General features: G+C 62.7%; 22 protein-coding genes and 1 pseudogene. 11 read left to right on the top strand and 12 right to left on the bottom strand.

Annotated features, from left to right (window positions below; all coding sequences use genetic code 11):
• Nucleotides 1–113: 113 nt before the first annotated feature.
• The 3 genes from LDP01_RS16730 (at nt 114) to LDP01_RS16720 (ending at nt 2,983) form a co-directional block, all read left to right on the top strand.
• Entirely contained in the window at nt 114–797 is a 684-nt protein-coding gene (locus LDP01_RS16730; protein WP_224091624.1) for a DUF4245 domain-containing protein, read from the top strand.
• Between the two features lie 56 nt (nt 798–853).
• Nucleotides 854–1,468: a carbonic anhydrase gene (locus LDP01_RS16725; RefSeq protein ID WP_224091623.1), complete on the top strand. Its 615-nt coding sequence runs from the start codon at nt 854–856 to the stop codon at nt 1,466–1,468.
• 87 nt (nt 1,469–1,555) lie between these two features.
• Nucleotides 1,556–2,983, top strand: coding sequence for a class II fumarate hydratase (locus LDP01_RS16720; RefSeq protein ID WP_224091622.1), 1,428 nt, complete (start codon nt 1,556–1,558; stop codon nt 2,981–2,983).
• 127 nt (nt 2,984–3,110) lie between these two features.
• Here LDP01_RS16720 and LDP01_RS16715 read toward each other — a convergent pair whose 3' ends face one another.
• Both LDP01_RS16715 and LDP01_RS16710 read right to left on the bottom strand, forming a co-directional pair.
• Complete coding sequence (locus tag LDP01_RS16715; RefSeq protein WP_224091621.1) at nt 3,111–3,587, bottom strand: NUDIX hydrolase; 477 nt, start codon at nt 3,585–3,587, stop codon at nt 3,111–3,113.
• A gap of 148 nt (nt 3,588–3,735) precedes the next feature.
• Entirely contained in the window at nt 3,736–4,281 is a 546-nt protein-coding gene (locus LDP01_RS16710; protein ID WP_224091620.1) for a prepilin peptidase, read from the bottom strand.
• A gap of 62 nt (nt 4,282–4,343) precedes the next feature.
• Here LDP01_RS16710 and LDP01_RS16705 point away from each other — a divergent pair, with 62 nt between their 5' ends.
• Both LDP01_RS16705 and LDP01_RS16700 read left to right on the top strand, forming a co-directional pair.
• On the top strand, nt 4,344–5,150 hold the full coding sequence (locus tag LDP01_RS16705) for a hypothetical protein (protein ID WP_527249074.1): 807 nt from the start codon (nt 4,344–4,346) through the stop codon (nt 5,148–5,150).
• Nucleotides 5,151–5,286: 136 nt separating this feature from the next.
• A complete protein-coding gene (locus LDP01_RS16700; protein WP_224091619.1) occupies nt 5,287–5,931 on the top strand; it encodes a GNAT family N-acetyltransferase in 645 nt (214 codons plus the stop codon).
• A gap of 125 nt (nt 5,932–6,056) precedes the next feature.
• Here LDP01_RS16700 and phoH2 read toward each other — a convergent pair whose 3' ends face one another.
• Both phoH2 and LDP01_RS16690 read right to left on the bottom strand, forming a co-directional pair.
• Entirely contained in the window at nt 6,057–7,451 is a 1,395-nt protein-coding gene (phoH2, locus tag LDP01_RS16695; RefSeq protein ID WP_224091618.1) for an RNA 5'-3' helicase PhoH2, read from the bottom strand.
• Between the two features lie 237 nt (nt 7,452–7,688).
• Nucleotides 7,689–8,495, bottom strand: coding sequence for an isoprenyl transferase (locus LDP01_RS16690; protein WP_224091617.1), 807 nt, complete (start codon nt 8,493–8,495; stop codon nt 7,689–7,691).
• Between the two features lie 108 nt (nt 8,496–8,603).
• Between LDP01_RS16690 and trhA the strand changes: the two genes are divergently transcribed.
• Nucleotides 8,604–9,245 (top strand): PAQR family membrane homeostasis protein TrhA, encoded by a 642-nt coding sequence (trhA, locus tag LDP01_RS16685; RefSeq protein WP_224166822.1) that lies wholly within the window; start codon nt 8,604–8,606, stop codon nt 9,243–9,245.
• Here the strand turns inward: trhA and LDP01_RS16680 are convergent.
• From LDP01_RS16680 to mca, 3 genes are all read right to left on the bottom strand, one after another.
• Complete coding sequence (locus tag LDP01_RS16680) at nt 9,238–11,397, bottom strand: thioredoxin domain-containing protein (RefSeq protein ID WP_224091605.1); 2,160 nt, start codon at nt 11,395–11,397, stop codon at nt 9,238–9,240. The two genes, trhA and LDP01_RS16680, sit on opposite strands and share 8 nt — an antisense overlap.
• A complete protein-coding gene (locus LDP01_RS16675) occupies nt 11,375–11,674 on the bottom strand; it encodes a hypothetical protein (RefSeq protein ID WP_224091603.1) in 300 nt (99 codons plus the stop codon). Before LDP01_RS16675 ends, LDP01_RS16680 begins: the two co-directional genes overlap by 23 nt.
• A gap of 109 nt (nt 11,675–11,783) precedes the next feature.
• On the bottom strand, nt 11,784–12,689 hold the full coding sequence (gene mca / locus LDP01_RS16670) for a mycothiol conjugate amidase Mca (protein ID WP_224091601.1): 906 nt from the start codon (nt 12,687–12,689) through the stop codon (nt 11,784–11,786).
• A 77-nt stretch (nt 12,690–12,766) separates the two neighbouring features.
• Here mca and LDP01_RS16665 point away from each other — a divergent pair, with 77 nt between their 5' ends.
• Nucleotides 12,767–13,225: a DUF4307 domain-containing protein gene (locus LDP01_RS16665; RefSeq protein ID WP_224091596.1), complete on the top strand. Its 459-nt coding sequence runs from the start codon at nt 12,767–12,769 to the stop codon at nt 13,223–13,225.
• Nucleotides 13,226–13,376: 151 nt separating this feature from the next.
• Nucleotides 13,377–13,871 (top strand): transcription elongation factor GreA, encoded by a 495-nt coding sequence (greA, locus tag LDP01_RS16660; RefSeq protein WP_216924913.1) that lies wholly within the window; start codon nt 13,377–13,379, stop codon nt 13,869–13,871.
• A 135-nt stretch (nt 13,872–14,006) separates the two neighbouring features.
• Here the strand turns inward: greA and LDP01_RS16655 are convergent, their stop codons facing one another.
• From LDP01_RS16655 to LDP01_RS16640, 4 genes and pseudogenes are all read right to left on the bottom strand, one after another.
• Nucleotides 14,007–14,621: a rhomboid family intramembrane serine protease gene (locus LDP01_RS16655; protein ID WP_224091595.1), complete on the bottom strand. Its 615-nt coding sequence runs from the start codon at nt 14,619–14,621 to the stop codon at nt 14,007–14,009.
• A gap of 14 nt (nt 14,622–14,635) precedes the next feature.
• Complete coding sequence (gene ilvA, locus LDP01_RS16650) at nt 14,636–15,874, bottom strand: threonine ammonia-lyase (protein ID WP_224091594.1); 1,239 nt, start codon at nt 15,872–15,874, stop codon at nt 14,636–14,638.
• 3 nt (nt 15,875–15,877) lie between these two features.
• Nucleotides 15,878–17,159, bottom strand: a pseudogene (locus LDP01_RS16645) (AI-2E family transporter).
• Between the two features lie 57 nt (nt 17,160–17,216).
• Complete coding sequence (locus LDP01_RS16640; RefSeq protein ID WP_224091593.1) at nt 17,217–18,200, bottom strand: aldose 1-epimerase family protein; 984 nt, start codon at nt 18,198–18,200, stop codon at nt 17,217–17,219.
• A gap of 81 nt (nt 18,201–18,281) precedes the next feature.
• Here LDP01_RS16640 and galT point away from each other — a divergent pair, with 81 nt between their 5' ends.
• Genes galT through LDP01_RS16625 form a run of 3 tightly spaced genes read left to right on the top strand, consistent with a single transcriptional unit; the run spans nt 18,282 to nt 21,891 of the window.
• On the top strand, nt 18,282–19,442 hold the full coding sequence (gene galT / locus LDP01_RS16635; protein WP_224091591.1) for a galactose-1-phosphate uridylyltransferase: 1,161 nt from the start codon (nt 18,282–18,284) through the stop codon (nt 19,440–19,442).
• The gene (galK, locus tag LDP01_RS16630; RefSeq protein WP_224091589.1) at nt 19,439–20,599 is read left to right on the top strand and encodes a galactokinase; all 1,161 of its coding nucleotides are present in this window, start codon (nt 19,439–19,441) and stop codon (nt 20,597–20,599) included. The genes galT and galK overlap by 4 nt, the downstream gene beginning before the upstream one ends.
• A 53-nt stretch (nt 20,600–20,652) precedes the next feature.
• Nucleotides 20,653–21,891: an acetyl-CoA C-acetyltransferase gene (locus tag LDP01_RS16625; RefSeq protein WP_224091588.1), complete on the top strand. Its 1,239-nt coding sequence runs from the start codon at nt 20,653–20,655 to the stop codon at nt 21,889–21,891.
• Nucleotides 21,892–21,985: 94 nt separating this feature from the next.
• On the opposite strand, the gene LDP01_RS16620 is transcribed toward LDP01_RS16625, so the two are convergent.
• On the bottom strand, nt 21,986–22,909 hold the full coding sequence (locus LDP01_RS16620) for a Bax inhibitor-1/YccA family protein (protein ID WP_224091585.1): 924 nt from the start codon (nt 22,907–22,909) through the stop codon (nt 21,986–21,988).
• Nucleotides 22,910–23,236 lie beyond the last annotated feature (327 nt).

Genomic DNA, 23,236 nt, shown 5'->3' with positions numbered 1-23,236 from the left:
GAACGATCATAGTCGCCGCATGCGTTTGGAGTCGCTGGATGACCACGGCGGGCAGTTCCTGCGGTGAGGTTCCCGGTTGTGTGTTCATAGCCGGGATGAGGGACTATGGAGGTGTGAGTGAAACGCAGGACAAGCCCGCCGCCGGCAACCAGCCCCAGGCTGCAGAGGCAAACCCCGGCAGCGTCCCGGACGCTGTGGATGCCCCCTATAAACCCGTCATTCCGGCAAAAGCCGCCAAGCGGGCCAATGCCTCCGTCATTGGCATGATCATTGCGCTGGTGCTGTGTGTCCTCGCATTCCTTCCTATTGTGTTGATGAACCCTGCACCCAAGGGTGAGGGCTTTCGGCCCGCCGTTGACGTAGCTTCCATAGCCCGCAACGCTGCCGATGTGGCGGGATTCACACCTGTCACGCCGGAAACCGGCGACACATTCAAGCCGAACTACGCCCGTTGGGAATCCGGCACCGGGACGGGCGTGCCCACTTGGGAAGTTGGTTACCTGACTCCCAAGGAGTCCTTCATCGGCCTCACCCAGACCAACAAGGCGAATCCCACGTGGGTTCTGCAGCAGACAGGTAACCTGCCCCTGACGGGCACCCGTAACGCCGGTGGCCAGGACTGGGAGCTCCACGATTCCGGCAAGGACAAGCGCAGCATGGTGCTCGACTACCACGGAACCACCATCATTCTCAGCGGCACGGCGAACCTTGAAGAATTCGCTTCCCTCGCTGCCGCCGTGGTTAAGTCCGCGGACCAGGCCGCTGCAGCTTCGGCCTCTGCAGCGCCGACCTCATAAGCACACGCAGCGCAACAGTTTTACGAGCCGCCGCCTCCGGGCCGTAAAGTAATCAGGTGCCTACCTATCTGACTCCCGCCCTTGCTTGGCGCCGCCTCCAAGAGGGCAATGAACGTTTTGTTTCCGGTGAATCCCTACACCCCAACCAGGATGCATCGCGACGCTCGTCCCTGGTGGAGAACCAGAATCCCTTTGCCGTCATCTTCGGTTGCTCGGATTCCAGGCTTGCCGCAGAGATCATCTTCGATCTCGGCTTGGGCGACGCCTTCGTGGTTCGCACGGCGGGGCAGGTGATTGATGACGCCGTCCTTGGTTCGCTTGAATACAGCATTGCCGAACTCCGTGTTCCACTGATCGTCATTCTCGGCCACGACAGCTGTGGAGCCGTGAAGGCCACCAAGGCCGCGGTGGAAACGGGTGAGATGCCAATTGGGTTCATTCGTGACCTGGTGGAACGCATCACGCCGTCGGTATTGACTGCCAAGCGCAATGACCAGGAAGACGTCAACGACATGGTGGTGGAGCACGTCAAGCAAACCGCGGCCCGGCTGGCCGACAGTTCGCGTGTGATTTCCGACGCCATCGACGACGGCCGCGTCGCCGTCGTGGGCCTGTCCTACAAGCTCGATGAGGGCCGCGCGGCCCTCGTTTCCGGGATCGGCAAGCTCTAGTCGGCCGTGCTCCGGTCGTCAGGCCGGAGCACGTAGCACTCCATTCCGGGTTTTCTGTGAACCATTAAGTCGCCCTAAGCTAGCCCCATGACTTCCACCACTGAGTTCCGTATTGAACATGACACGATGGGCGAAGTTCGCGTCCCCGTGAACGCCCTGTACCGCGCCCAGACGCAGCGTGCTGTGGAGAACTTCCCCATCTCCGGCAAGACGCTTGAGCGCACTCACATCGAAGCCCTTGCACGCGTCAAGAAGGCCGCTGCACTGGCGAACGCCGAACTGGGGGTGCTCGATGGTGAGCTCGCCGAGGCCATCGCCGCAGCTGCCGATGAGGTAGCGACCGGAAAGTACGACGGCGACTTCCCGATTGACGTCTTCCAGACCGGCTCGGGCACTTCCTCCAACATGAACACCAACGAGGTCATCGCAGAGCTCGCTTCGCGTGCCCTCGCAGCTGCGGGCAGCGACAAAGTGGTCCACCCCAACGACCACGTGAACGCTTCGCAGTCCTCCAACGATGTGTTCCCGACGTCCGTGCACGTTGCCGCCACCTCGGCCCTGATCAATGACCTGATCCCGGCCCTGGAATACCTGGCCGATTCCCTGGACCGTAAGGCCGTGGAGTTCAAGGACGTCGTCAAGTCCGGCCGCACGCACCTCATGGATGCCACGCCGGTGATGCTCGGCCAGGAGTTCGGTGGCTACGCCGCCCAGGTCCGTTACGGCATCGAGCGCATCAACGCAGCACTCCCCCGCGTCGCCGAGGTCCCCCTTGGAGGCACCGCTGTTGGCACCGGCATCAACACTCCTGCCGGTTTCCCGGAGCGCGTCATCGAATTGCTCGCAGCCGACACCGGCCTGCCGCTGACCGAGGCCCGCGACCACTTCGAAGCACAGGCAAACCGCGACGGCCTCATCGAGGGCTCCAGCCAGCTGCGCAACATCGCGATCTCCTTCATGAAGATCAACAACGACCTCCGCTGGATGGGTTCGGGCCCCAACACGGGCCTCGGCGAGATCGCCATCCCGGACCTTCAGCCGGGCTCCTCGATCATGCCGGGCAAGGTCAACCCCGTTATCTGCGAAGCCTCCATCATGGTGTGCGCCCAGGTTATCGGCAACGACACCGCGATCGCATGGTCCGGCACCAACGGCGCCTTCGAACTCAACGTAGGCATCCCCGTCATGGCCGCCAACCTCCTGGAGTCCATCCGCCTGCTGGCCAACACCAGCCGCGTGATGGCCGACAAGATGATCGACGGCATCACCGCCAATGTGGAGCGCGCCCGCTTCCTGGCTGAGGCATCCCCGTCCATCGTGACGCCGCTGAACAAGTTCATTGGCTACGAGAACGCCGCCAAGATTGCCAAGATCGCTGTCAAGGAGGGCCTCACCATCCGCCAGGCAACCGAGAAGCTCGGCTTCGTGGGTGAAGGCGAAGGCAAGGTCTCCGAGGCAGAACTCGACAAGGCCCTGGACGTCACCACCATGACGTCCCCGGCGCACAAGGCCTGACGTTTGGCCTAAAACCCAAAGCACGACGACGGCCGGCACCTTCTTCGAAAAGGGTGCCGGCCGTTGGCGTTCCCGGGCCATGGGCAGAAGCCCAGACGGGCACCAGCTGACGCCGGCGCCACATAGCTTAGTCCTCCACCTGGTACGCCACGGGGCCTTCGGGCTCCGTGGCAAGCCTGATGGCTTGAAGGTTTCCCTCGCTCATGTCAGGCAGTTCATCCAGGCCAAACCAGCCAACGGCGATCGATTCATCATCGTTTACCTGGGCTTCGCCGGAAATATATCTGCAGCGGAAAGTGATGTCCAGGAAGTCGCAGATGTCGCCGTTCGGAAAGGTCACCGGACCTACAACCCCGACGGCGATGATCCGCTCAGTTTCTGCCACAACCGCAGTTTCCTCGAAGATTTCCCTGACCAGGCCGGGTGCGGGATGCTCGCCTGGCTCAAGGATGCCGGTGATCACCGTCCAGTGGTGATTGTCCGCCCTTTGGCAGAGCAGCACCCGGCCATCGTCGTCGAAAACCACTCCCCTGACCGCCGGCAACCACAGGGGGTCATTCCCGATCTTCTCCCGAAGCTTGAGGATAAATTCCGGTGCGCCCATGGAGTCAAAAATCCTTCACATCAATCCTGCTGTCGAGGCCAGTGCGTCAAGCGTGCACAGTGCTAAGCATGCCGCAGCCCGGTGAACGCTGAGAATACGGGAAGCGTTGCAGTTCGGCCGCAGTTGGCTGCGGGTGCGACTGCAAGAATCAAGCAGGCAAAAGCACCATGCTCACCAAGGCTCCTGCGAGCATGAACGGCCCGAACGGGATTGCCGAACCCAGTGTTCCGCGCCTGGACACAAGGATCACCAGGCTCCACAACCCGCCGAGCAAGAAAGCAGCGAAGGTGCCGGCGAAGACATGGGCCCACCCAAGGTAGCCGAGGTAGAGCCCAAGCACTCCGGCCAGCTTCACATCCCCAAACCCCATACCGGGGGGATAGACCAAGCGGAGCAGGAAGTAGAACAGCCACAGCACGCCGCCACCGGCCAGCACTCCTAGCCCGGGGATACCGAACATCGAGGCATCCAGCGCAGCATCCGGGCCGCCAAAGAACACCAGGACAGCAGCGCCCAGCAGCAGTACCCCGCCCACCGCATAGGAGGGAAAGACGATCCGGTTCGGCAGCAGATGACTCCGGATATCAATAATGGTCAGGCGCACGGCCATCACCACGAAGTACGCACAGGCAAGAACCACCAGCCAGAAGCCCAGTGGGCTGGCGTCCCAGAGGTCGGCGAGTCGTCGGATCACCCTGCAGATGCTATCCCGAATTACTCCAAGGGCCGGGTTGAACGCGTAGGTAAACTGTGGATATGGGCCGCTACAGTGCAGGTGGATCAGGTTTCGGAACAGGTTTTGGCCCGGCCAACGGCAACAACGGGCAACCGCAGGACTTGTCCTCCACATTCCGCAACCTTTGCCGTTCTTCCCCGTGGAAATGGACGAGTCTGCGTTTCGAATACCTCGAACGGCCCGGGACGGGCGCCAATCTGGTCCGTGCATGGCTCAGGCGGCCCGGCGCGCTGCGGCTGGAAACTCCTGACGGAAAGCTGCTGCACAGCACCACGGGCATCAATGATTCCCGGGACGACCTCTACGTCAGTGCGACGCGACGCTCATGGTTGCTTCCTGCCCACCTGGTGACCCCGGTCTATGATGGCGCTGGCTTGGTCCGGAGGCGCCCGGAGGCGGCATACGGCGAACCGTCCTTCGGCAACGGACGGCTGGCTGCAGCACTGGATCCGGTGGAACTTGCCGGCAATGCGCCCGTCCCGCTGGAGTTCCCGGATTCCAATCCCGTGTCCCTGGAAGAGCCCCGGGAAGTTGACCATGAGGGACGCTTGGCCTTGGAAACGGTGGTGACCCGTGGCCGGACCTACGTGCCCTTGGATCCTTCCCAACCTTTGGCCCACCCGGGGCGGACGCTGATCCGCGTGGATGCCGGGACGGGCGTCTGCGTGGCCAGCCAAAGCCTGGACGGCGATACGGCTGGCAAAGGTCATTGGCTAAAGATTCTGGCCGTTGACGAATACATGCTGGACGATCTTTTCCTTGCCGAATCAATGAACCTGACCGACGTTCGGCGCCATATCTCCTGGGACATCGGCCCAGCAGCCTGACATCCCCAGGATCCGCAAACGTCGTGAACCCGCTATTCCTTGGTTGGCCAACAACGGAATAGCGGGTTCACCACTCATGAGGCTGGCACCAGCCCTGTGACTCGCATGCCCTCGACAGCCGGGCTAAGCTGCACCGATGACCACGCTCACGGAAATCTGGCCGCCCTTCGGACTCACGCTCACGACGCCCCGGCTGACTCTCCGTCCAGTTCTCGACGCCGATATCCCGGCTGCCGTCGCGGCCGCCCGTTCCGGCGTCCATGAGCCCGGCAAGAGCCCGTTCAGCACGCCGTGGGCAGAACTCCCGGACGACGAACTCGCTCCCAACATGGCCCAGTGGTACTGGCGCTGCAGGGCCGGATTCACGCCTGACGCCTGGACCCTCCTCCTTGGCGTTTGGCACAACGACGACTTCCTGGGCGTTCAGGACATTGGCGCCAAGAACTTCAAGACGCTAAAGACCGTGGGCACGGGCTCCTGGCTCAAGCGGTCCGCGCAAGGCCAGGGCTTCGGCAAAGAGATGCGCGCCGCCGTCGTAAGCTATGCCTTCGACTACCTGAAAGCGGAAGTTGCGGAGTCCGAGGCTGCCGTCTGGAACAAGCAATCCCTGGGCGTCTCCCTGCGTCTGGGCTACGAACTCAACGGCCTCGTCCGCGACGGCTGGGGCGACAAAGTCGAAGAAGTCCAAAGAGTCCGCCTCACCCCGGAAACGTTCATCCGCCCCAACTGGACCCTCAAAGTCCTCGGCCACGAAGCCCTTTCCCAATACATAGCCATCTAGCAACTTCCGGCGGGCCGCCTGACAAGGCGAAGGCCAGGCATCCGGCAGCGTGCGTCAAAAGCGAGGAACGAGCTAGCACGCAGAGGATGCCTGGCCTTCGCCGCTATGGCACCTGGTCGATGGGGTTAGATTTCGGCCCCTTCTAGCAACTCCGTCACCAGGGCCGCAATCGGCGACCGCTCGGACCGGGTCAGGGTGATGTGGCCAAACAGCGGATGTCCCTTGAGGGTTTCGACGACGGCGGCCACGCCGTCGTGCCGGCCGACACGGAGGTTGTCGCGCTGGGCGACGTCATGGGTGAGGACGATCTTGGAGTTCTGGCCGATGCGGCTCATCACCGTCAGGAGGACGTTCTTCTCCAAGGACTGGGCCTCGTCCACGATCACGAAGGCGTCGTGCAGTGAGCGTCCGCGGATGTGGGTGAGAGGCAGCACCTCGAGCATGCCGCGGTCCATGACTTCTTCCACGACTTCCTGGCTGACCAACGCTCCCAGGGTGTCGAACACGGCCTGCGCCCAAGGGTTCATCTTTTCCGATTCAGACCCGGGCAGGTATCCAAGTTCCTGGCCCCCTACAGCGTAAAGGGGCCGGAAGACGACCACCTTGCGGTGTTCGCGCCGCTCCAGGACGGCTTCGAGGCCCGCACAGAGTGCCAAGGCCGATTTGCCGGTGCCGGCCCGCCCACCGATGGAGACAATGCCCACTGCGGGATCCATGAGGAGGTCGATGGCGAGCCGTTGTTCCGCCGAACGGCCATGCAGGCCGAACACGTCGCGGTCGCCTTTGACGAGGCGGACTTGCTTGTCGGCCCCTACGCGGCCCAGTGCCGAGCCACGGTTGGACAGGAGGACAAGCCCGGTATTGACGGGAAGTTCAGCGGCGGAAGGGATGAAAACGGGCTCGTGGCCGTAAAGCGTGGTGATCTCGTCTTCGCTGGCTTCCACTTCGGCTATGCCGGTCCAGCCGGAATCCTTGACCAGTTCGTTGCGGTATTCGTCTGCGTGCAATCCCATGGCCGAGGCTTTGACGCGCATGGGGAGGTCCTTGGACACCACAGTCACGTTGTGGCCCTCGTTGGCCAGGTTCTTGGCTACGGCCAGGATGCGGCTGTCATTGTCGCCTCCGCGGAAGCCTGCGGGCAGGACCTCCGTGGAAATGTGGTTCATCTCTACCCGGAGCATGCCGCCGTCGGCACCGATAGGTATTGCGTGGTCCAGTCCGCCATGTTCAATGCGGAGGTCGTCCAGGAGGCGCAAGGCTTTGCGGGCAAAATACCCGAGTTCGGGATCGTGGCGTTTGCCTTCCAGTTCACTGATGACCACGATCGGGACGATGACCTCGTGCTCAGCGAAGCGCAGCAATGCGTGCGGATCCGAGAGCAAGACGGATGTATCGATCACATAGCTGCGGCCTGTGGCGGATGGTGCGGTCCGCGCTTTTTGTGAGACCCTCTTGGCGCGAGAGGTAGCTGCACTTTCCCCGTCGGAAACCATTGCGGGCAGTTGCTCAGAAATAGCCACATCGACTCCAGCCCCGGGCGGTCGCCCGGCCTAATGGTGAAGCGGCTCGGCCGGAAGGCCGGGCGTGGCCTCCCATGTAACTGGTGCGATAGTTCGCTCCATCTACTGGCCTCCCCGATCAGCGGGCGGTTTTGCCTGCTGATGGGATTAACGTAATCCTCGGCACATTCATTTCCGTAATGTGTCATCGGCAAGTCGCATGTCCGGATCGTAAAATTTTGGTGAACCGAAGCGCACCTAAGTTCCGTAGCGGCGTTGGCGCCCGGCATAGTCCCTGAGCGCCCGGAGGAAATCGACCTTGCGGAATGCGGGCCAGAGGGCTTCGCAGAAGTAGAACTCGCTGTAGGCGCTCTGCCACATCAGGAATCCGGAGAGCCGCTGCTCACCGGACGTGCGGATGACCAGGTCCGGGTCCGGCTGGCCGCGCGTGTAAAGGAACCTTGAGATGTCGTCCACCGAAAGTTCATCTGCGACGTCGGACATGGTCCGCCCCTTGGCGACGGCGTCGCGGAGCAGTTCTTTCACGGCATCGACGATTTCACGCCGCCCGCCATAGCCCACTGCCACGTTCACGTGGATTTTTTCGTGGACCGGAGTGCGGGCCGTTAGCTTGTTCAGGCGTTCGGCCAAGTAGTCCGGCAGAAGCTCTGGCGCACCCATGGCGTGCACGGAGACGTCCTCGTTTTCGTCCAGCCGGTCCATGGTGTTGGCGATGATGCCCATGAGCAGGTCAAGCTCTTCGCCGGAGCGGTTCATGTTGTCTGTGGACAGCATGTACAGCGTCACTACCTTGACGCCAAGCTCCTGGCACCAGCCAAGGAATTCGTGGATTTTGTCCGCGCCGGCCTGGTGTCCCTGGCTGGTTGGCGCATTGAACTGGCGGGCCCACCTGCGGTTGCCATCCACCATGACACCGATGTGCCTGGGGATGCGGTCCTGCTTCAGGGAGCGAAGGAGCTGGCGCTCGTAGAAGCCATAGAGGAAACCGGGCAGCTCCACCGGACTCTCACCTGACTTCCTTGCTTTTACGACGACGGCGCACATCCAAGGCTACCTTCCCGAACTGCCTCGCAGGTGCAGGGCCGGGTCGCATTCACATCCAGCCAGACTTACTCTTCAGTAACTTACCGGAGCGGAGGTTACTCTTTAATGATGGCCGAGCTGCTCACTATCAAGCCCGCATGGCGCGGTTGGATCCACGCCGTCGCCGCCCCTTTCGCCCTCGCGGCCGGAATCGTCCTGGTGGCGCTTGCCCCCACAACCGACCGAAAGATTACCTCCACGATCTATGCGGTAACAGGCGTCCTGCTGTTCGGTGTCAGCGCCGTTTACCACCGCGGCAACTGGTCCCCGAAGACCCGGCTGGTGCTCAAGCGCCTGGACCACACGAACATCATGTTGGTGATCGCCGGAAGCTACACGCCGCTGGCCTGGTCACTTCTGGAGCGCTCCCAGGCCGTCACCCTGCTGTGGATTATCTGGTCCGCTGCCATAGCCGGAGTCCTGTTCAGGGTTCTATGGACCGACGCTCCGCGTTGGTTATACGTCCCGATCTACATTGCGCTGGGCTGCGGGGCGCTCTTCTACCTCCCCCAGTTCTTCACAGCGAACGCCCCCTCTGCCGCGCTCATCTGCATCGGCGGCGCCCTCTATATCGCCGGGGCGGTCTTCTACGCCATCAAGAAGCCGAATTTCAGTGTCCAGCACTTTGGGTTCCACGAACTCTTCCATGCGTTCACTGTCCTGGCGTTCGCGGCCCACTTCGTTGCCATCATGATGGCCGTCCTCAGCTAGCGCCGGAGGCCATCCGCGCCAGCATGGATTGCACCTCCGCGACAGTCCCCACGGGCCTCCCGCACACCATATCCCGGCACAAATACACTTGTGGCGAGCCATCTGGCGCACCCGTGCGATGAATCAGCAGCGGAACCTCACCCTCACCAGCCGGGGACCCGGCGTCGTCCATTTGCACGGCAACCACCATGCCCGGGCTGGCGGACTTCAAGAGCGCGCTGTGCAATTCCTGCCGCAGGGATGAGTCGGAACCAGCGACGGCGGCCTCCACCGGACCCGCCAGCGCCGCCTGCGCCGTAGCAAGGAGCCAACCGGCAACCCGGGGTGCGCGTGTAGCCAGCGGAGGGAGCAGGCCCAGGATGTTCCCCGCCATGAGCCGGTGCGCGTGCGAGCCCGAGTACGCCGAATACGTCAGCAGCACTCCAGCAAATCCGGCTGCCCCGCTGGGCGTGGAATTGTCGAACGGATCCAGGGCAGCACGCTGCCCCTGGGCGTTGAACACCTGCGCTGACTCCCCCGCCGAATCAGCAAGGTGTCCGTCGTCCACAAAACGCGTTTCAGCGGCCCGGATGAGTTGTTCCGCAAGACGGTACCAGCGCTTTGTCCCCGTCACCGAGTACAGGGAAAACAGGCCCTCTGCGCAGAACGCGTAGTCTTCCAGGAGTCCCCCGATGCCACGGGCCTGGGAATCGTGCGAGACCCGGACCAGGAGCCCGTCTTCGGCATTCCAATGCACGTTCTCAAGATAGGCAGCAACCTTCCCGGCGGCAGCCACGAGATCCGGGCGGTCCAGCACGGCTCCGGCCTCGGCAAGCCCCGCTATCGCGAGCCCGTTCCAACCGGCCACGACCTTCTCGTCCCTTGCAGGCTGGTTCCGGAGATCCCGCGCGGCAAGGAGGGTAGGACTGACCCGCTGCCAGAGCCTGGACTCTGAGGCGGACAAGGGCCGTCCGGGATGCAGCGGCGAACCCAATTCCGAGACGGTCCCCTGGGCGCCAACATTCATCATGCGGGCCACGTCCTGGCCATCGTCGGGGCCGAGGACCTCATGCAACGACCCCGGCGTCCAGAGGTACGATCCCCCCTCGTGGTGCACACCGTCCACCACCGTATCGGCGTCCAGCGACGAAGCCAGGCCACCCCCAGGCAGCCCCAGCGAGGCCAGCATCCAGTCCGCGCACCTGGACGCTACCTCCGCAGCTTCCTCAGCCGGGAACACCTCATTGCCTCCAAGCCGCACCCAGTGGGCATAGACGCGCAGAAGCTGGGCGTTGTCGTAGAGCATCTTCTCGAAGTGCGGCACGGACCAATCCGCCGTGACCGAGTACCGGGCGAAACCGCCGTCGAGCTGGTCGCACAATGCCGAACGTGCCATCCCGGCCAGCGCACGCCCAGCCATGCCCTGCGCATCCTCCGCAGTCTCCGACAGGGCCGCGGCGTGGCGGATCAGGAACTCAAGAACCGCCGACGGCGGAAACTTGGGAGCGCTGCCGAACCCACCGGCGTCGGGGTCTTCAGAGCGGGCCAAAACCCTTACTGCATCTGAAAGCAGCTGGGCATCCACCACCTCCGGCGGTCCGTCAAGCCGAACGGCAGAGGACAGCTGTGCGCTGGCCATGTTCGCGGCCAGTCCCCTCGCGTTCTGTTCAACAGCTTCACGGCGCTCAACCCACGCCTCATGGACCGCTTCAAGCACATTCCGGAAGGACGGCCGGCCAGGCAAGGGAACGGGCGGGAAGTACGTGCCCGCATGGAAGGCGAGGCCCTCCGGCGTCAGGAAAACGGACATTGGCCAGCCGCCCTCACCACTGATGGCCTGCGTGGCCGTCATGTAGACGGAATCGACGTCCGGCCGTTCTTCGCGATCCACTTTGACGGGCACGAAGTGCGCATTGAGGTAGTCCGCAGTTTCCTGGTCCTCAAAGGACTCATGGGCCATGACGTGGCACCAGTGGCAGGCCGCATATCCGATGGAGAGGAAGACAGGGACATCCCGGGCGGCGGCAAGGGCAAACGCTTCATCGCCGAAAGGACGCCAGAAGACCGGGTTACCTGCGTGTTGGCGCAAATAGGCAGAGGGCTCCGAACCCAGGACATTCGCAGCCCCGGGCCAGTTGTTTCCGCGTGGGTTAGCGGTTTCCGGGTGCGGCATCGCCGTTCTCATCCGTGGTGCCGGCGTCGCCGCCCGCACCATCAAGGGTTCCGCCTTCCGCAGCCAAGCGCGCCTCCTCAACCTGCGCACGGTACCGGACCCGGCGGATACGGCGAACCATGTCAACGATGAGGAAGGTCGTGAGGATCACGATGAAGGCCGTGAGGACGAAGCCCCAGGTTCCGGGCGTCACCTGGTCCTCGGACAGGCCAGGCCGCAGCGTCCCGGTGGGGTCCGGCGACGGACTGACGGTCAAGGCGAGGATCAAGTGGTGCACGTTCAAACCTTCTATGGGAGCTGATGCATGTCGACTGACTTCAGCGTGGAACTGGGCTGTTCGATGGCCGCCGCCGATTTCTACAAACGATAGAAACTGGTGGCAACACCTATCTTATCCCCGCAAACAGATCCTTTTCGGGCAGATCGGTGGACACCCTGGACTTGATCAGCGTGTAGTCCTCCCAAGGCCATACCTTCCGCTGCAGGTCAGGTGAGACCGCAAAGAAGAAACCCATCGGATCGATCTGTGTCCGGTGCGCCCGAAGAGCGTCATCGCGGGCCTCGAAGAAGTCGCCGCAGTCCACTTGCGTGGTGGTCTGGTGCGCGGGAGCGGGAGGAGTGTGGCCCTCGGCGTCTGCTTCAAGCCAGGCTGCCAGCCGCTCAGCATAGGGCGACTGCAGCCCAGCCTCCTCCAGCGCAAAGTGCAGCGCACGGAAGCGCTCCGGGCTGAAGGCGCGGTCGTAGTAGAGCTTGCTGGGCGCCCACGCCTCCCCCGTTCCCGGGTAGCGTGCGGCGTCACCCGCTGCCTCAAACGCCTCGACGGCAACCTTGTGGGCCATGATGTGGTCCGGGTGCGGATAGCCACCGTTTTCGTCATAGCTGATGATGACGTGCGGCTTGAAGTCCCGGACCAGACGGACCAGCGGTGCCGTGGCACGCTCCAATGGCTGCAGGGCAAAGCATCCCGGGGGAAGCGGTGGAAGGGGATCGCCCTCGGGCAGGCCGGAGTCCACAAAGCCAAGCCATCGCTGCCGAATCCCAAGCACGGCAGCCGCATTGGCCATTTCCAAGCGGCGGGCACCTGCCATGTCGCGCTTGGGGTGCGGAGCGTCCACCATGCCAGGGTTCTGGATGTCGCCCCGGGAACCGTCTGTGCAGGTAGCGACCATGACGTCTACTCCTGCAGCGGCATACATCGCCATGGTGGCTGCACCCTTGCTGGATTCATCGTCCGGATGAGCGTGGACGGCGAGCAGCCGCAGCTGCTGCTCGGAACTGCTGGACGCTGTCACTTGACGGCTCCTCTTTCATGGATGGTGCAAAATCAGGACTGTGCAGGAGGCGCCGGGATCCGCACTAAACTGGATAGGTGACTTCAGAGGACCAATTGGCCAACGAACTACCGGCAAGCAACAGCCTAGCCAATCGCTACGGTGGTCAAAAGCGCGGCTTGACCCGCACATCGAAGCGGAACATCGTCATCGTGGCCCTGGTCCTTGGAATTGTGTTCGCAGCATGGGTGGCAACGTCCTCGGCACAAGCCCCCGTGACGTTCAAGGACATCGGCTACAGCACCGTGGATGGCACACGGGCCGAGGTAGATTACCAGGTCACTAAATACCCGGGAGCCACGGCCAAATGCGCCGTGAAGGCCATGGATTCCAAGTTTGCGGTGGTGGGCTGGAAAGTGATTGAGATCGGCCCCAATGACCCCAAGGACGGTGCCGATGGCGGCAGCACAACAGCCCAACGCACAGTGTTGAGAACCGAGTCCCCTGCCGTCTCTGGAGTAGTGGATAATTGCTGGATCGTGGACAGCGGGAAATAACAATCATGTGACCCACAACTCAACCAGTTTGGGTTCGTCCAGAGGATTTACTACAATGGATGAAACCTTCACCCCGTTAAGTTGGTTACTGAGTTTCACGAGTGGCCACCTCGGCGGGGTCTTTGCTTTGTCAGATCAAGAGGAGAAATCCGTGTCTACCACCAACAGCGCCACAGCAGCTTGGCTTACCCAGGAAGCTTTCGACCGCTTGAAGGCTGAGCTGGACCACCTTTCCGGCGCTGGCCGGGCGGAAATCGTCCAGAAGATCGAAGCCGCCCGCCAGGAAGGCGACCTCAAGGAAAACGGCGGATACCACGCAGCCAAGGAAGAGCAGGGCAAGATTGAAGCCCGCATCCGTCAGCTCACCGCGCTCCTGCGCGATGCCCAGGTGGGCGAAGCTCCTGCCGATGACGGAATCGTAGAACCTGGCATGTTGGTTGTTGCCCGCATCGCCGGGGACGAAGAGACGTTCCTGCTCGGCTCCCGGGAGATCGCCGGCGACTCCGACCTCGATGTCTTCAGCGAGAAGTCTCCGCTGGGCGCTGCCATCATCGGCCACAAGGAGGGCGACAAGCTCAGCTACACCGCCCCCAACGGCAAGGAAATTCCGGTGGAGATCGTTTCCGCCAAGCCGTACGTCGCCTAGGCAGCGCGAAAAAGCCCGACGCCGGTCCACCCCTTTGCAGGGTGGGCCGGCGTTTTTCGTGCCTGCCTCCCCAACTAGGTCGCAGCAGAGCGCGTTTTGGGCGTTCAAAACGCGCTCTGCTGCGACCTAGTTGGCTCAGGCTGCGAGCTTGGACTTGGGACGCAACAGGAGGGCCGCGACAATCCCTCCAATGGCCCCACCCAAATGGGCCTGCCACGAAATAAAGCCCATGACGGTGGGCAGCACCCCGAAGAGGATGCTGCCGTACGCCATGAAGAGGACCACGGACAGCAGAATCTGCCACCAGTTCCTGTTGAAGAATCCCCTGACCAGCAGGAACGCGAAGAACCCGAACACCAGCCCCGACGCCCCCACCGTGACTCCTCCTCCACCAATCAGCCATACCATCAGGCCTGAACCCAGCCAGCTGAAGGCCAAGGCTGTGAGGAAGACCCTGATACCGGCCAGGAAAACCAGGAAGCCGAAGATGATGAGGGGCAGGGTGTTGGACAGCAAGTGGTTGAGGTTCGCGTGCAGCAGCGGGAAAGTCAGGATGTCCAGCACTCCGTCCATGCTGCGGGAACGAAGCCCAAAAGTACCGTTAAGGCCATGCCTCATCAGCGTGTTCAGGAACTCGATGACGTACAGCAGGATCACGAAGCTGCCCATGAACAGCAGGCCGCCCTTGGCTCGGCCCGCGAGTGTCTCCTTGGCCTCGGCCTTGGATCCGTCAGGCGTTTCGAGCACCATATCCGCGACTCCCGTCAGTGCACCACGATCGGCTGGAAGCCTTCGGCCCTCAAGGCGCCGAGGACCTGCTCGCCATGTTCGTGGCCCTTCGTTTCCAGGTTGATGGTGATGGAGACATCGCCCATGCTGATGGAACCACCCAGGCGCGTGTGGTCCAGGCCTGTGACGTTGGCGTCGTTTTCGGCAATGATGCGGGCGATCGTCGCCAGTGAGCCCGGGCGGTCATCCAGCATCATTCGAACCGTCATGAACCGGCCCGCCGCCGACAGACCGCGCTGGATGACCTTGAGCATCAGCATCGGATCGATGTTGCCGCCGGAAAGCACGACGGCGGTGTTCCCCGGGTTTTCGATCTTGCCATCCATCAGGGCGGCTACTCCCACCGCGCCTGCCGGCTCCACGACCATCTTGGCCCGTTCCAGCAGGAAGATCAGGGCCCGGGCAAGGGAATCTTCGCTCACCGTCACAACATCGTCCACGAGCTCGCGGATGATGCTGAAAGGAAGTTGCCCCGGCCGGCCTACTGCGATGCCATCAGCCATGGTCGAAACCTTTTTCAGCGGCACCAGGGCGTCCGCGGCGAGGGACGGAGGATAAGCGGCCGCGTTTTCGGCCTGCACTCCGATGACCCGGATCTCGCGACCGAGCTCTTTGGCCCGTGCCTTGATGGCCACTGCGACGCCTGCAAGCAGTCCGCCGCCGCCGACGCCCATGAGGATGGTGTCCACGTTGGGGATCTGGTCCAGGATCTCCAGTCCGATGGTGCCCTGGCCGGCGACGACGTCCACGTTGTCAAAGGGGTGCACAAAGACTGCGCCTGTTTCGTTGGCGTAGCGCTGGGCTTCAGCCAAAGCCTCATCCACATTGTGGCCGTGAAGGATGACTTCGGCGCCATGGCTGCGCGTTGCAGCAAGCTTGGGCAGCGCGACACCGAGCGGCATATAGATGCGCGCGTTGATGCCAAGGCTCTTTGCGGCTACGGCTACGCCCTGGGCATGGTTGCCTGCAGAGGCAGCCACCACTCCGCGCTTCTTCTCGGCATCAGTCAGGCGTGCCATCCGTACGTAGGCGCCGCGGACCTTGAAGGATCCGGCACGCTGCAGGTTCTCGCATTTGAAGAAGACATTGCCGCCCACGAGGCTGCCCAGCGCACGGGACGACTCCACTGGAGTCTTGGTAATAATGCCCTCGAGCAGCTCCTGCGCCTTGAGGACATCGTCCAGCGTGACGGGCAGGGTATCGAGGGTATTCACTGACTATTCTCCTTTGTTGGTGTCAACTGCAGGCTCCTGGACGGAGGTGTTATCTGCGGCCTTGGTCTTGCCGGCAGCGCTGCTGCCGCTGCGGGATCCGGCTCCAGGAAGGTGGACTTCCTTGAAGTTGGAGTCGCCATTAGTTTCCGACGATGCGTCTCCAGGCTGCAGCTCGGCCGCGCCCAATCCTTCATCATGTTCCCACGTCCGGCCGGCAATGTAGCGAACCGCCGTGTTTACTACGGCGAGCAGCGGAACTGCGAACAATGCTCCGGGAATGCCCGCGAGATAGGATCCGGCAGCTACCGAAAGGATCACTGCCACGGGATGGAGGGCCACAGCCTTACCCATGACCAGCGGCTGCAGGATGTGGCTTTCAAGCTGCTGGACCAGCAGGACGATGGCCAGCATGATCAGCGCATTCACGGGTCCGTTCGCCACAAGGGCCAGCAGGACGGCGATCGCACCGGTAACCAGCGCACCCACCACGGGAATGAACGAACCGATGAACACCAGGACCGCAAGCGGAAGCGCGAGCGGAACCTGGATGATCGCGGCACCGGCTCCGATGCCCACGGCGTCGACGAAGGCAACGAACATCTGGATCCGCACATAGCTGACCATGGAGGTCCAGCCGCGCCGTCCGGCACCATCAGCGGCCCTTCGGGCTGTCTTGGGCAGGAGTCGGACCAGGAAGCCCCAGATACGGCTGCCTTCGAGCAGAAAGAAGATCAGGATGAACAGGGCCAGGACCAATCCGGCGGCAAAGTGTCCGGCCGTGCTGCCAAAGGACAGGGCACCGCTAAGGATGCTGCTGCTGTTGTCCTGCAGGGCTGTGACGCCGTCGGAAATGTACTGGTCAATTTGGTCTGCTGTCAGGTGCAGGGGGGCCGGCAGACAGCCAGTCCTGGATCTGCTGGATTCCTGTCAGCGCCTCGGTCCAAAGCTCCCCGAATCCTGAGACAAGTTGCCTGCCGACCAGCGCAAGGGCACCCCCGATAACACCGATGAAACCCAACACTGTGATAGCCACCGCCGCACCGTTGGGCAGATTCCGCTTGCGCAGCCAGAGCACCACCGGGTAGAGGAGTCCGGCGAGGAGGGCCGCCACCATCACCGGAATGATGAGGAAGCTGACCTTGCCCAGCAGCCAGACCAGAGCGCCGATCATCAGCAGGATCAGGCCCATGCGCCACGACCATGCTGCCGCAATGCGCACCCCGTAGGGAATGTCTTGGGCTATTTGTCGGTCAGAACGTGATTTGGCGTCCGGTGTTGGCGTCATGAACCCATAATTCCGCAGCCCGCCCTGTATGGGAAACCGGCCCGCCGCACAGGTGGCCTAGAGGGAGGCGGTAATCCCCCACGCCATGGTGAAGGTCTCCCCCGGCGCAAGCCAACGCAAACCATCCCCGCTGTTAAAGGCGTTGGCTGGACCGGTCATGGGCTCAATAGCGACTACTTTTGATCGGCCAGGGAAGGTGTCCGTGACGAATACGTGGACATACTGGCAGTTCTGGTCCTGCTCCAGCGACACGCTGCGTCCATCCGGCGCGGTCAGCGTATGGCGGGCCACACCGCCGTCGAACGTCAGGTCCGTCAAGGCGACGTCAATGTCCAAGCTGCCCAGCGCCCGACCCGCAGAAAGGTCAAAGTCGCCCTCCACCGCAGCGGTGCTGCGGGGAATCAATCGCTCGTCCGCTACCAGGCGGGTGGCTGCCTTGACGGTCAGGACCAAGTCTTCGGCGGCCACCTCCCCCAGCCGAAGATAGGGGTGGGCGCCCAGGACCACGGGAGCATCGTCCTGGGAATCGTTGACCATCGTCTGTGAGACACGAAGGTCCAGGTTTTCGTCGAGCTCATACCGAACGATGTGCCGGACAAGGAAAGGGTATCCGTGCTGGGGGAAGACAGTTGCTTCCAGTGTCATCGAGAACTCGGACTCGTCCACCAGGGTGTAGCCCGTGTTCCGGAGAAGTCCGTGGCTGGCGTTGTTGCGTGAGACCTCGGTGATATCGAGCTGCTGCTTCTTGCCGTTGAGGTACCAGACGCCATCCTCCACCCGGTTGGCCCACGGGGCGAGCGTGATGCCTGTGGCGCCTGGCGGAATCTCGGCATCACCGTAACTTTCGGTGAGTTGGATGCCTCCGCGGGAGTACAGCCGAAGGCCTGCAGCAAGCTCGGTCACGACGGCGAGCGCATCGTCCCGTCGAAGCTCGAATTGGCGGCCGGTGGCGAAGCGGCGGGGTGCTGATTCGGCCGGGCTTTGGGCGTCTGGCAACGATGCAGGGGGCGGAGAGGCAGGCATGGCAATACCGTACTGCATGCCTGCTCACTTCCCCGGATCAACTTGTTAACTTTTGTTTGAAACTATGCGTTTTTGATTACTTTGTGGGATGATGGACCCATGATCCGTATGACCCGAACCCGCCTCGCTGACAGCCGTGAGTTGATCTACTTTGACGACCCCGGAACTCCCGAGCGCACACCGGACTCGCTGGTGGACCACCGCGGGCTTCCGGCACGTGGCGAGCCCGGAGAGGTCAGATACGACGCCCTGTCCGGCGAATGGGTAGCTGTGGCAGCCCATCGCCAAAGCCGCACCCACCTCCCCCCGGCCCACCAATGTCCTATCTGCCCCACCACTGCTGATAACCCATCCGAGATCCCCGCCCCGGATTACGACGTCGTGGTGTTCGAAAACCGATTCCCCTCACTGGGACCGGCACTGGGCGACATCCCGGAGATCCCCCGCAACGGACTCGCCGGCCACGGGGTCACCGGGCCCGCCTTCGGTCGCTGCGAAGTTGTGGCCTTCACGCCGCAGCACACCGGATCCTTCGCCGAATTGGGAGAGACCCGCGCCCGCACCGTCATCGAGGCATGGGCGCAACGTACAGAGGCGTTGAGTGCCCTGCCCGGCATCAAGCAGGTCTTCCCCTTCGAGAACCGCGGCGCCGATATCGGAGTCACGCTGCACCACCCCCACGGCCAGATTTACGCCTACCCCTACGTCACGCCCCGGGCTGCCACTCTGGGCGCGGTAGCCCGCAAATACTACGACGACGTCGACGCGAAAGAAACGCTCGGCGCGTCACTGCTCAAAGCAGAACGCGAGGATGGCAGCCGCATGGTCCTCGAAGCCAAGCACTTCAGTGCCTACGTGCCTTTCGCCGCCCGCTGGCCTCTGGAAATCCATCTGGTCCCCCACCGCAGCGTCCCTGACCTCGCGGCCCTGACGGGTGAAGAACGCGACGAGCTCTCCCACGTCTACCTGGACCTGCTGAAGCGGCTTGATGCCCTCTACCCCACACCCATGCCGTATATCTCCGCCTGGCACCAGGCACCGCTGGACCCGGTCCTGCGCCCCGCCGGCCAGTTGCACCTGCAGCTGACTTCACCGCGCCGCGCTGCCGATAAGCTCAAGTACCTGGCAGGCTCCGAAGCAGCCATGGGCGCGTTCATCAATGACACCACCCCCGAAGCTGTGGCGCAGCGACTCCGCGATGTCGCCGCAGCCACCGACACCACACAGTTGACCGACACCCTGGAAGGCACACGAGCATGAGCACCACCACTGACACCAGCGTGCTTTCGGCCCGCTTCCAGGAAACTTTCGGCTCAGTTCCCGACGGCGTGTGGCAGGCACCGGGGCGCGTGAACCTGATCGGTGAACACACGGATTACAACGAGGGCTTCGTCCTGCCGTTCGCGATTGATAAGACTGCCAAGGTGGCTGTTCGGCTTCGTACGGACTCCACGGTGCGGCTGCTGTCCCTGTTCGGCGGCCACGGCTTGGTGGAGGCGGATCTCTCAAACCTGGAGCCGGGATCCGGCAACGGTTGGTCGCGCTACCCGCTCGGCGTTGCCTGGGCTTTGAAAGAGCGTGGCATCGACGTTCCCGGTTTTGACCTGCTGCTCGATTCGGACGTGCCGCTGGGTGCGGGGCTCTCGTCCTCCCACGCGATCGAATGTGCCGTCATTTCCGCCCTCAACGACCTCACAGGGGCAGGTTTAGGCGCGGAGGATCTGGTGCTTGCCACCCAGCGCGCTGAGAACATGTTCGTCGGCGCACCCACCGGCATCATGGACCAGTCAGCTTCACTGCGCGGAGCCAAGGGTCATGCTGTTTTCCTGGATTGCCGGGACCAGCACGTTGACCTTGTCCCCTTCGACGCCGAGGCATCGGGCCTGGTCCTGCTGGTCATCGATACGAAGGTGTCGCATTCACACGCCGACGGCGGTTACGCCTCCAGGCGCGCCTCCTGCGAGTTGGGTGCCGAAATTCTCGGTGTCAAAGCACTGCGCGACGTCGGCGTGGAATCCTTGGAGGAAGCCGCTGGCTTGCTGGATGAGACAACCCTTCGCAGGGTCCGGCACGTCGTCACCGAAAACGACCGGGTACTCCAGACCGTGGAAACCCTCAACAGCGAAGGCCCGGCCAGCATTGGTGCGTTGCTGGACGCCAGCCATATGTCCATGCGCGACGACTTCGAGATCTCCTGCCCCGAGCTGGACCTCGCGGTGGAGACATCCCGGGCCAACGGCGCGATCGGCGCCCGCATGACCGGCGGAGGTTTCGGCGGCTCTGCCATCGCCCTGACTCCGGTAGGCCGGGAGCAGCAGGTGCGCGACGCCGTCGTGCGTTCCTTCACTGAGAGCGGCTTTACCGCCCCTGACATCTTCACGGTGACTCCGGCAGCAGGCGCCCTTCGCTTGGCTTGACCGCCCATGCTTACGCCCGTCTTCATTCCAGATGCCGGGCGTAAGCTGGGGCCATGACTGAGGCTGTCATCGTTTCCACTGCCAGAAGTCCAATCGGGCGGGCCTTCAAAGGCTCCCTCAAGGACGAACGCCCCGACGACCTTGCGACCGCCATGGTGCAGGCCGCATTCGCGAAAGTTCCAGGTTTCGATCCTGCCGCCGAAGATGGAGGCGGCCTTGATGACATCCTGCTGGGATGCGCCGAACCCAGCGGCGAAGCGGGCTCCAACATGGCCCGCGTCGTCGCTGTCCTTGCAGGACTGGACCGCGTACCGGCGGCGACCATCAACCGGTTCTGCGCGTCCAGCCTCCAGACTCTTCGCATGGCATTCCACGCCATCAAGGCCGGTGAAGCGAACGCGATCGTCTCGGCCGGCGTGGAAAGTGTCTCGAGATACCAGAATTGGGCAGGGGCCGGACAGACCGACGCCGGCAACCACAACCCACTTTTCGAATCAGCAGCCCAGCGGACAGCTGCCCGGGCGGCGTCGAACATTCCCTGGACGGATCCGCGGCTTGGCGGGAGGCTTCCCGATATCTATGTCGCCATGGGCCAGACAGCCGAGAATGTGGCCACCAGCTACGGAATAGGCCGGGCAGAGCAGGACGAGTGGGGCGTGCTGAGCCAGAATCGCGCCGAAGCAGCCATCGCCTCGGGCTTCTACGCCCGCGAAATCACACCATACACGCGCAAGGACGGGACCCTGGTTGAGCAGGATGACTCCCCGAGGGCAGGAGTGACCTTGGAAGCCGTATCCGCCCTTGAGCCCGTTTTCCGGCCCCAAGGTACAGTAACCGCGGGCAATGCGTGCCCCTTGAACGATGGTGCCGCCGCCGTCCTGGTGATGAGTGACTCCCGTGCGCGCGAGCTTGGACTACAACCGCTCGCGCGCGTTGTCTCCACCGCCGTTTCAGCCCTCTCACCCGAACTCATGGGCATGGGGCCAGTTGAGTCAACGCGGCGGGCGTTGGCACTGGCAGGACTGACGATTGACGATATCGACCTCGTGGAACTCAACGAAGCCTTTGCGGTCCAAGTGGTTGCCAGCGCCCGTGAACTGGGCATCGACCCACAGAAGCTCAACGTCCACGGCGGCGCCATTGCCTTGGGCCACCCCTTCGGCATGACTGGAGCACGCATGACCACTACGCTCCTCAATGGCTTGAAAGAACGCGACGGAACCCTTGGCCTGGCCACATTATGCGTGGGAGGCGGCCAGGGAATGGCTGTTGTTTTCGAACGCCTGGGTTGAGGCCTTCTGGGACGGCGCCCATGGTTGAACCCGTTTAGACAAAAAAATGCCCCCGAAATAATTTCGGGGGCATTTTTCCTGAACCCGGGCGGACTTAGTCGTCGCCGCGCAGAATCGCCAGGAGCCGAATGATTTCGACGTAGAGCCAAACCAGGGTGACGGTCAGGCCGAAGGCAGCGATCCAGGAGTAGCGCTCCGGGGCGCCGGCACGGACGCCTTCTTCGATGCTGGTGAAGTCCATGATGAGCGAGAAAGCTGCCAGGCCAATCGCCAGGATGCCGATGAAGACACCCAGCGGGATGCCTGCAATCGTGATACTCGTGCGCAGGCCGAACGGTTCCTGGACCGCGCCGGTCCACATCATGACGAGGTTGATCAGCGCAAAGACCGCGTAGCCGATGGTGGCGATCATGAAGAAGCGCACCATCTTGGGCGTTGCCCGGACCTTACCGCTCTTGAACAGCAGCAGCGTAACGCCGAAGACGGCCAGCGTGCCGATGACCGCTTGGAGGCCCACGCCCGGGAACATTCCGTCAAGAATCCGGGTCAGGCCACCGAGGAAGAGTCCCTCAAGGCCCGCATAGGCCAGGATCAGCGCGGGAGAAGGCTGCTTCTTGAAGGTATTGACCAGTGCCAGGACGAAACCGCCCAGTGCACCGACAATCATGAGCATCGTGGACAGGCCCGGAGCCACAAAGAGCGTGATGCCGGCGCCGACGACCAGGGCCACAAGGCACGCGACGGTCTTCATGATGACGTCGTCGTAGGTCATCCGCCCGGTTTCGGCGGGTCCTGCTGCAGGCTGGTTGTACATCTGCTGCAGTTGTTCGTTGGTCATGTTCTGCTGCGGAGCGGACCAAGCTGACTGGGCGTCGAGGACCTGTCCGGGCGCGCGGCCAGGTGCCTGGTTAAACTGTTGGCCGTACGGGTTGGAGTACGGATTTTGCGGAACAGGCGGTGCCTGTTTGGCTCCACGGAAATTCTTTCCGTTGAAGATAGGGTTTCCGCCAAGTGCCATTGCGGGTGTCCTCCTGAAAAAGGGCTAAGTGATAATTCACGGTACCAATTACCACGCGCCCAAGGCAGGGAAAGTTCCCTTGTTCACCCAGACGAAACTCAACCGTGACACGAATGTGGAAGATTGCTTGTTGCCTATAGCTTCACAGTTGTTATCCGATCGCGATCTTCTGACCTCTATGCTGTGCATTTTTTAGCCGCACCGAGCGGTAACATAGGCCACACATGGGTGACTTAGATCACAATCGAGGCAGCTAGGCAAGAACTGTTCACAAGCCCCATGACCGTTCGCACCGGCTGCAATGGCGCAGCCGGGACCACCCCCACT

Source organism: Arthrobacter sp. StoSoilB13, assembly GCF_019977255.1.
GTDB lineage: Bacteria > Actinomycetota > Actinomycetes > Actinomycetales > Micrococcaceae > Arthrobacter.
Note: the sequence above shows the minus strand (reverse complement) of the source record. Positions and strands in the feature narration are given on the sequence as shown.

What these genes read in the sequence shown, in the direction of transcription:
- LDP01_RS16620 (WP_224091585.1), bottom strand. Translation starts at nt 22,909, where the DNA reads ATGGCACTTGGCGGAAACCCTATCTTCAACGGAAAGAATTTCCGTGGA.
- LDP01_RS16700 (WP_224091619.1), top strand. Translation starts at nt 5,287, where the DNA reads ATGACCACGCTCACGGAAATCTGGCCGCCCTTCGGACTCACGCTCACG.
- LDP01_RS16705 (WP_527249074.1), top strand. Translation starts at nt 4,344, where the DNA reads ATGGGCCGCTACAGTGCAGGTGGATCAGGTTTCGGAACAGGTTTTGGC.
- LDP01_RS16680 (WP_224091605.1), bottom strand. Translation starts at nt 11,397, where the DNA reads ATGCCGCACCCGGAAACCGCTAACCCACGCGGAAACAACTGGCCCGGG.
- galT (WP_224091591.1), top strand. Translation starts at nt 18,282, where the DNA reads ATGATCCGTATGACCCGAACCCGCCTCGCTGACAGCCGTGAGTTGATC.
- LDP01_RS16640 (WP_224091593.1), bottom strand. Translation starts at nt 18,200, where the DNA reads ATGCAGTACGGTATTGCCATGCCTGCCTCTCCGCCCCCTGCATCGTTG.
- LDP01_RS16690 (WP_224091617.1), bottom strand. Translation starts at nt 8,495, where the DNA reads ATGTGCGCCGTCGTCGTAAAAGCAAGGAAGTCAGGTGAGAGTCCGGTG.
- galK (WP_224091589.1), top strand. Translation starts at nt 19,439, where the DNA reads ATGAGCACCACCACTGACACCAGCGTGCTTTCGGCCCGCTTCCAGGAA.
- LDP01_RS16625 (WP_224091588.1), top strand. Translation starts at nt 20,653, where the DNA reads ATGACTGAGGCTGTCATCGTTTCCACTGCCAGAAGTCCAATCGGGCGG.
- trhA (WP_224166822.1), top strand. Translation starts at nt 8,604, where the DNA reads ATGGCCGAGCTGCTCACTATCAAGCCCGCATGGCGCGGTTGGATCCAC.
- LDP01_RS16715 (WP_224091621.1), bottom strand. Translation starts at nt 3,587, where the DNA reads ATGGGCGCACCGGAATTTATCCTCAAGCTTCGGGAGAAGATCGGGAAT.
- LDP01_RS16655 (WP_224091595.1), bottom strand. Translation starts at nt 14,621, where the DNA reads ATGGTGCTCGAAACGCCTGACGGATCCAAGGCCGAGGCCAAGGAGACA.
- LDP01_RS16720 (WP_224091622.1), top strand. Translation starts at nt 1,556, where the DNA reads ATGACTTCCACCACTGAGTTCCGTATTGAACATGACACGATGGGCGAA.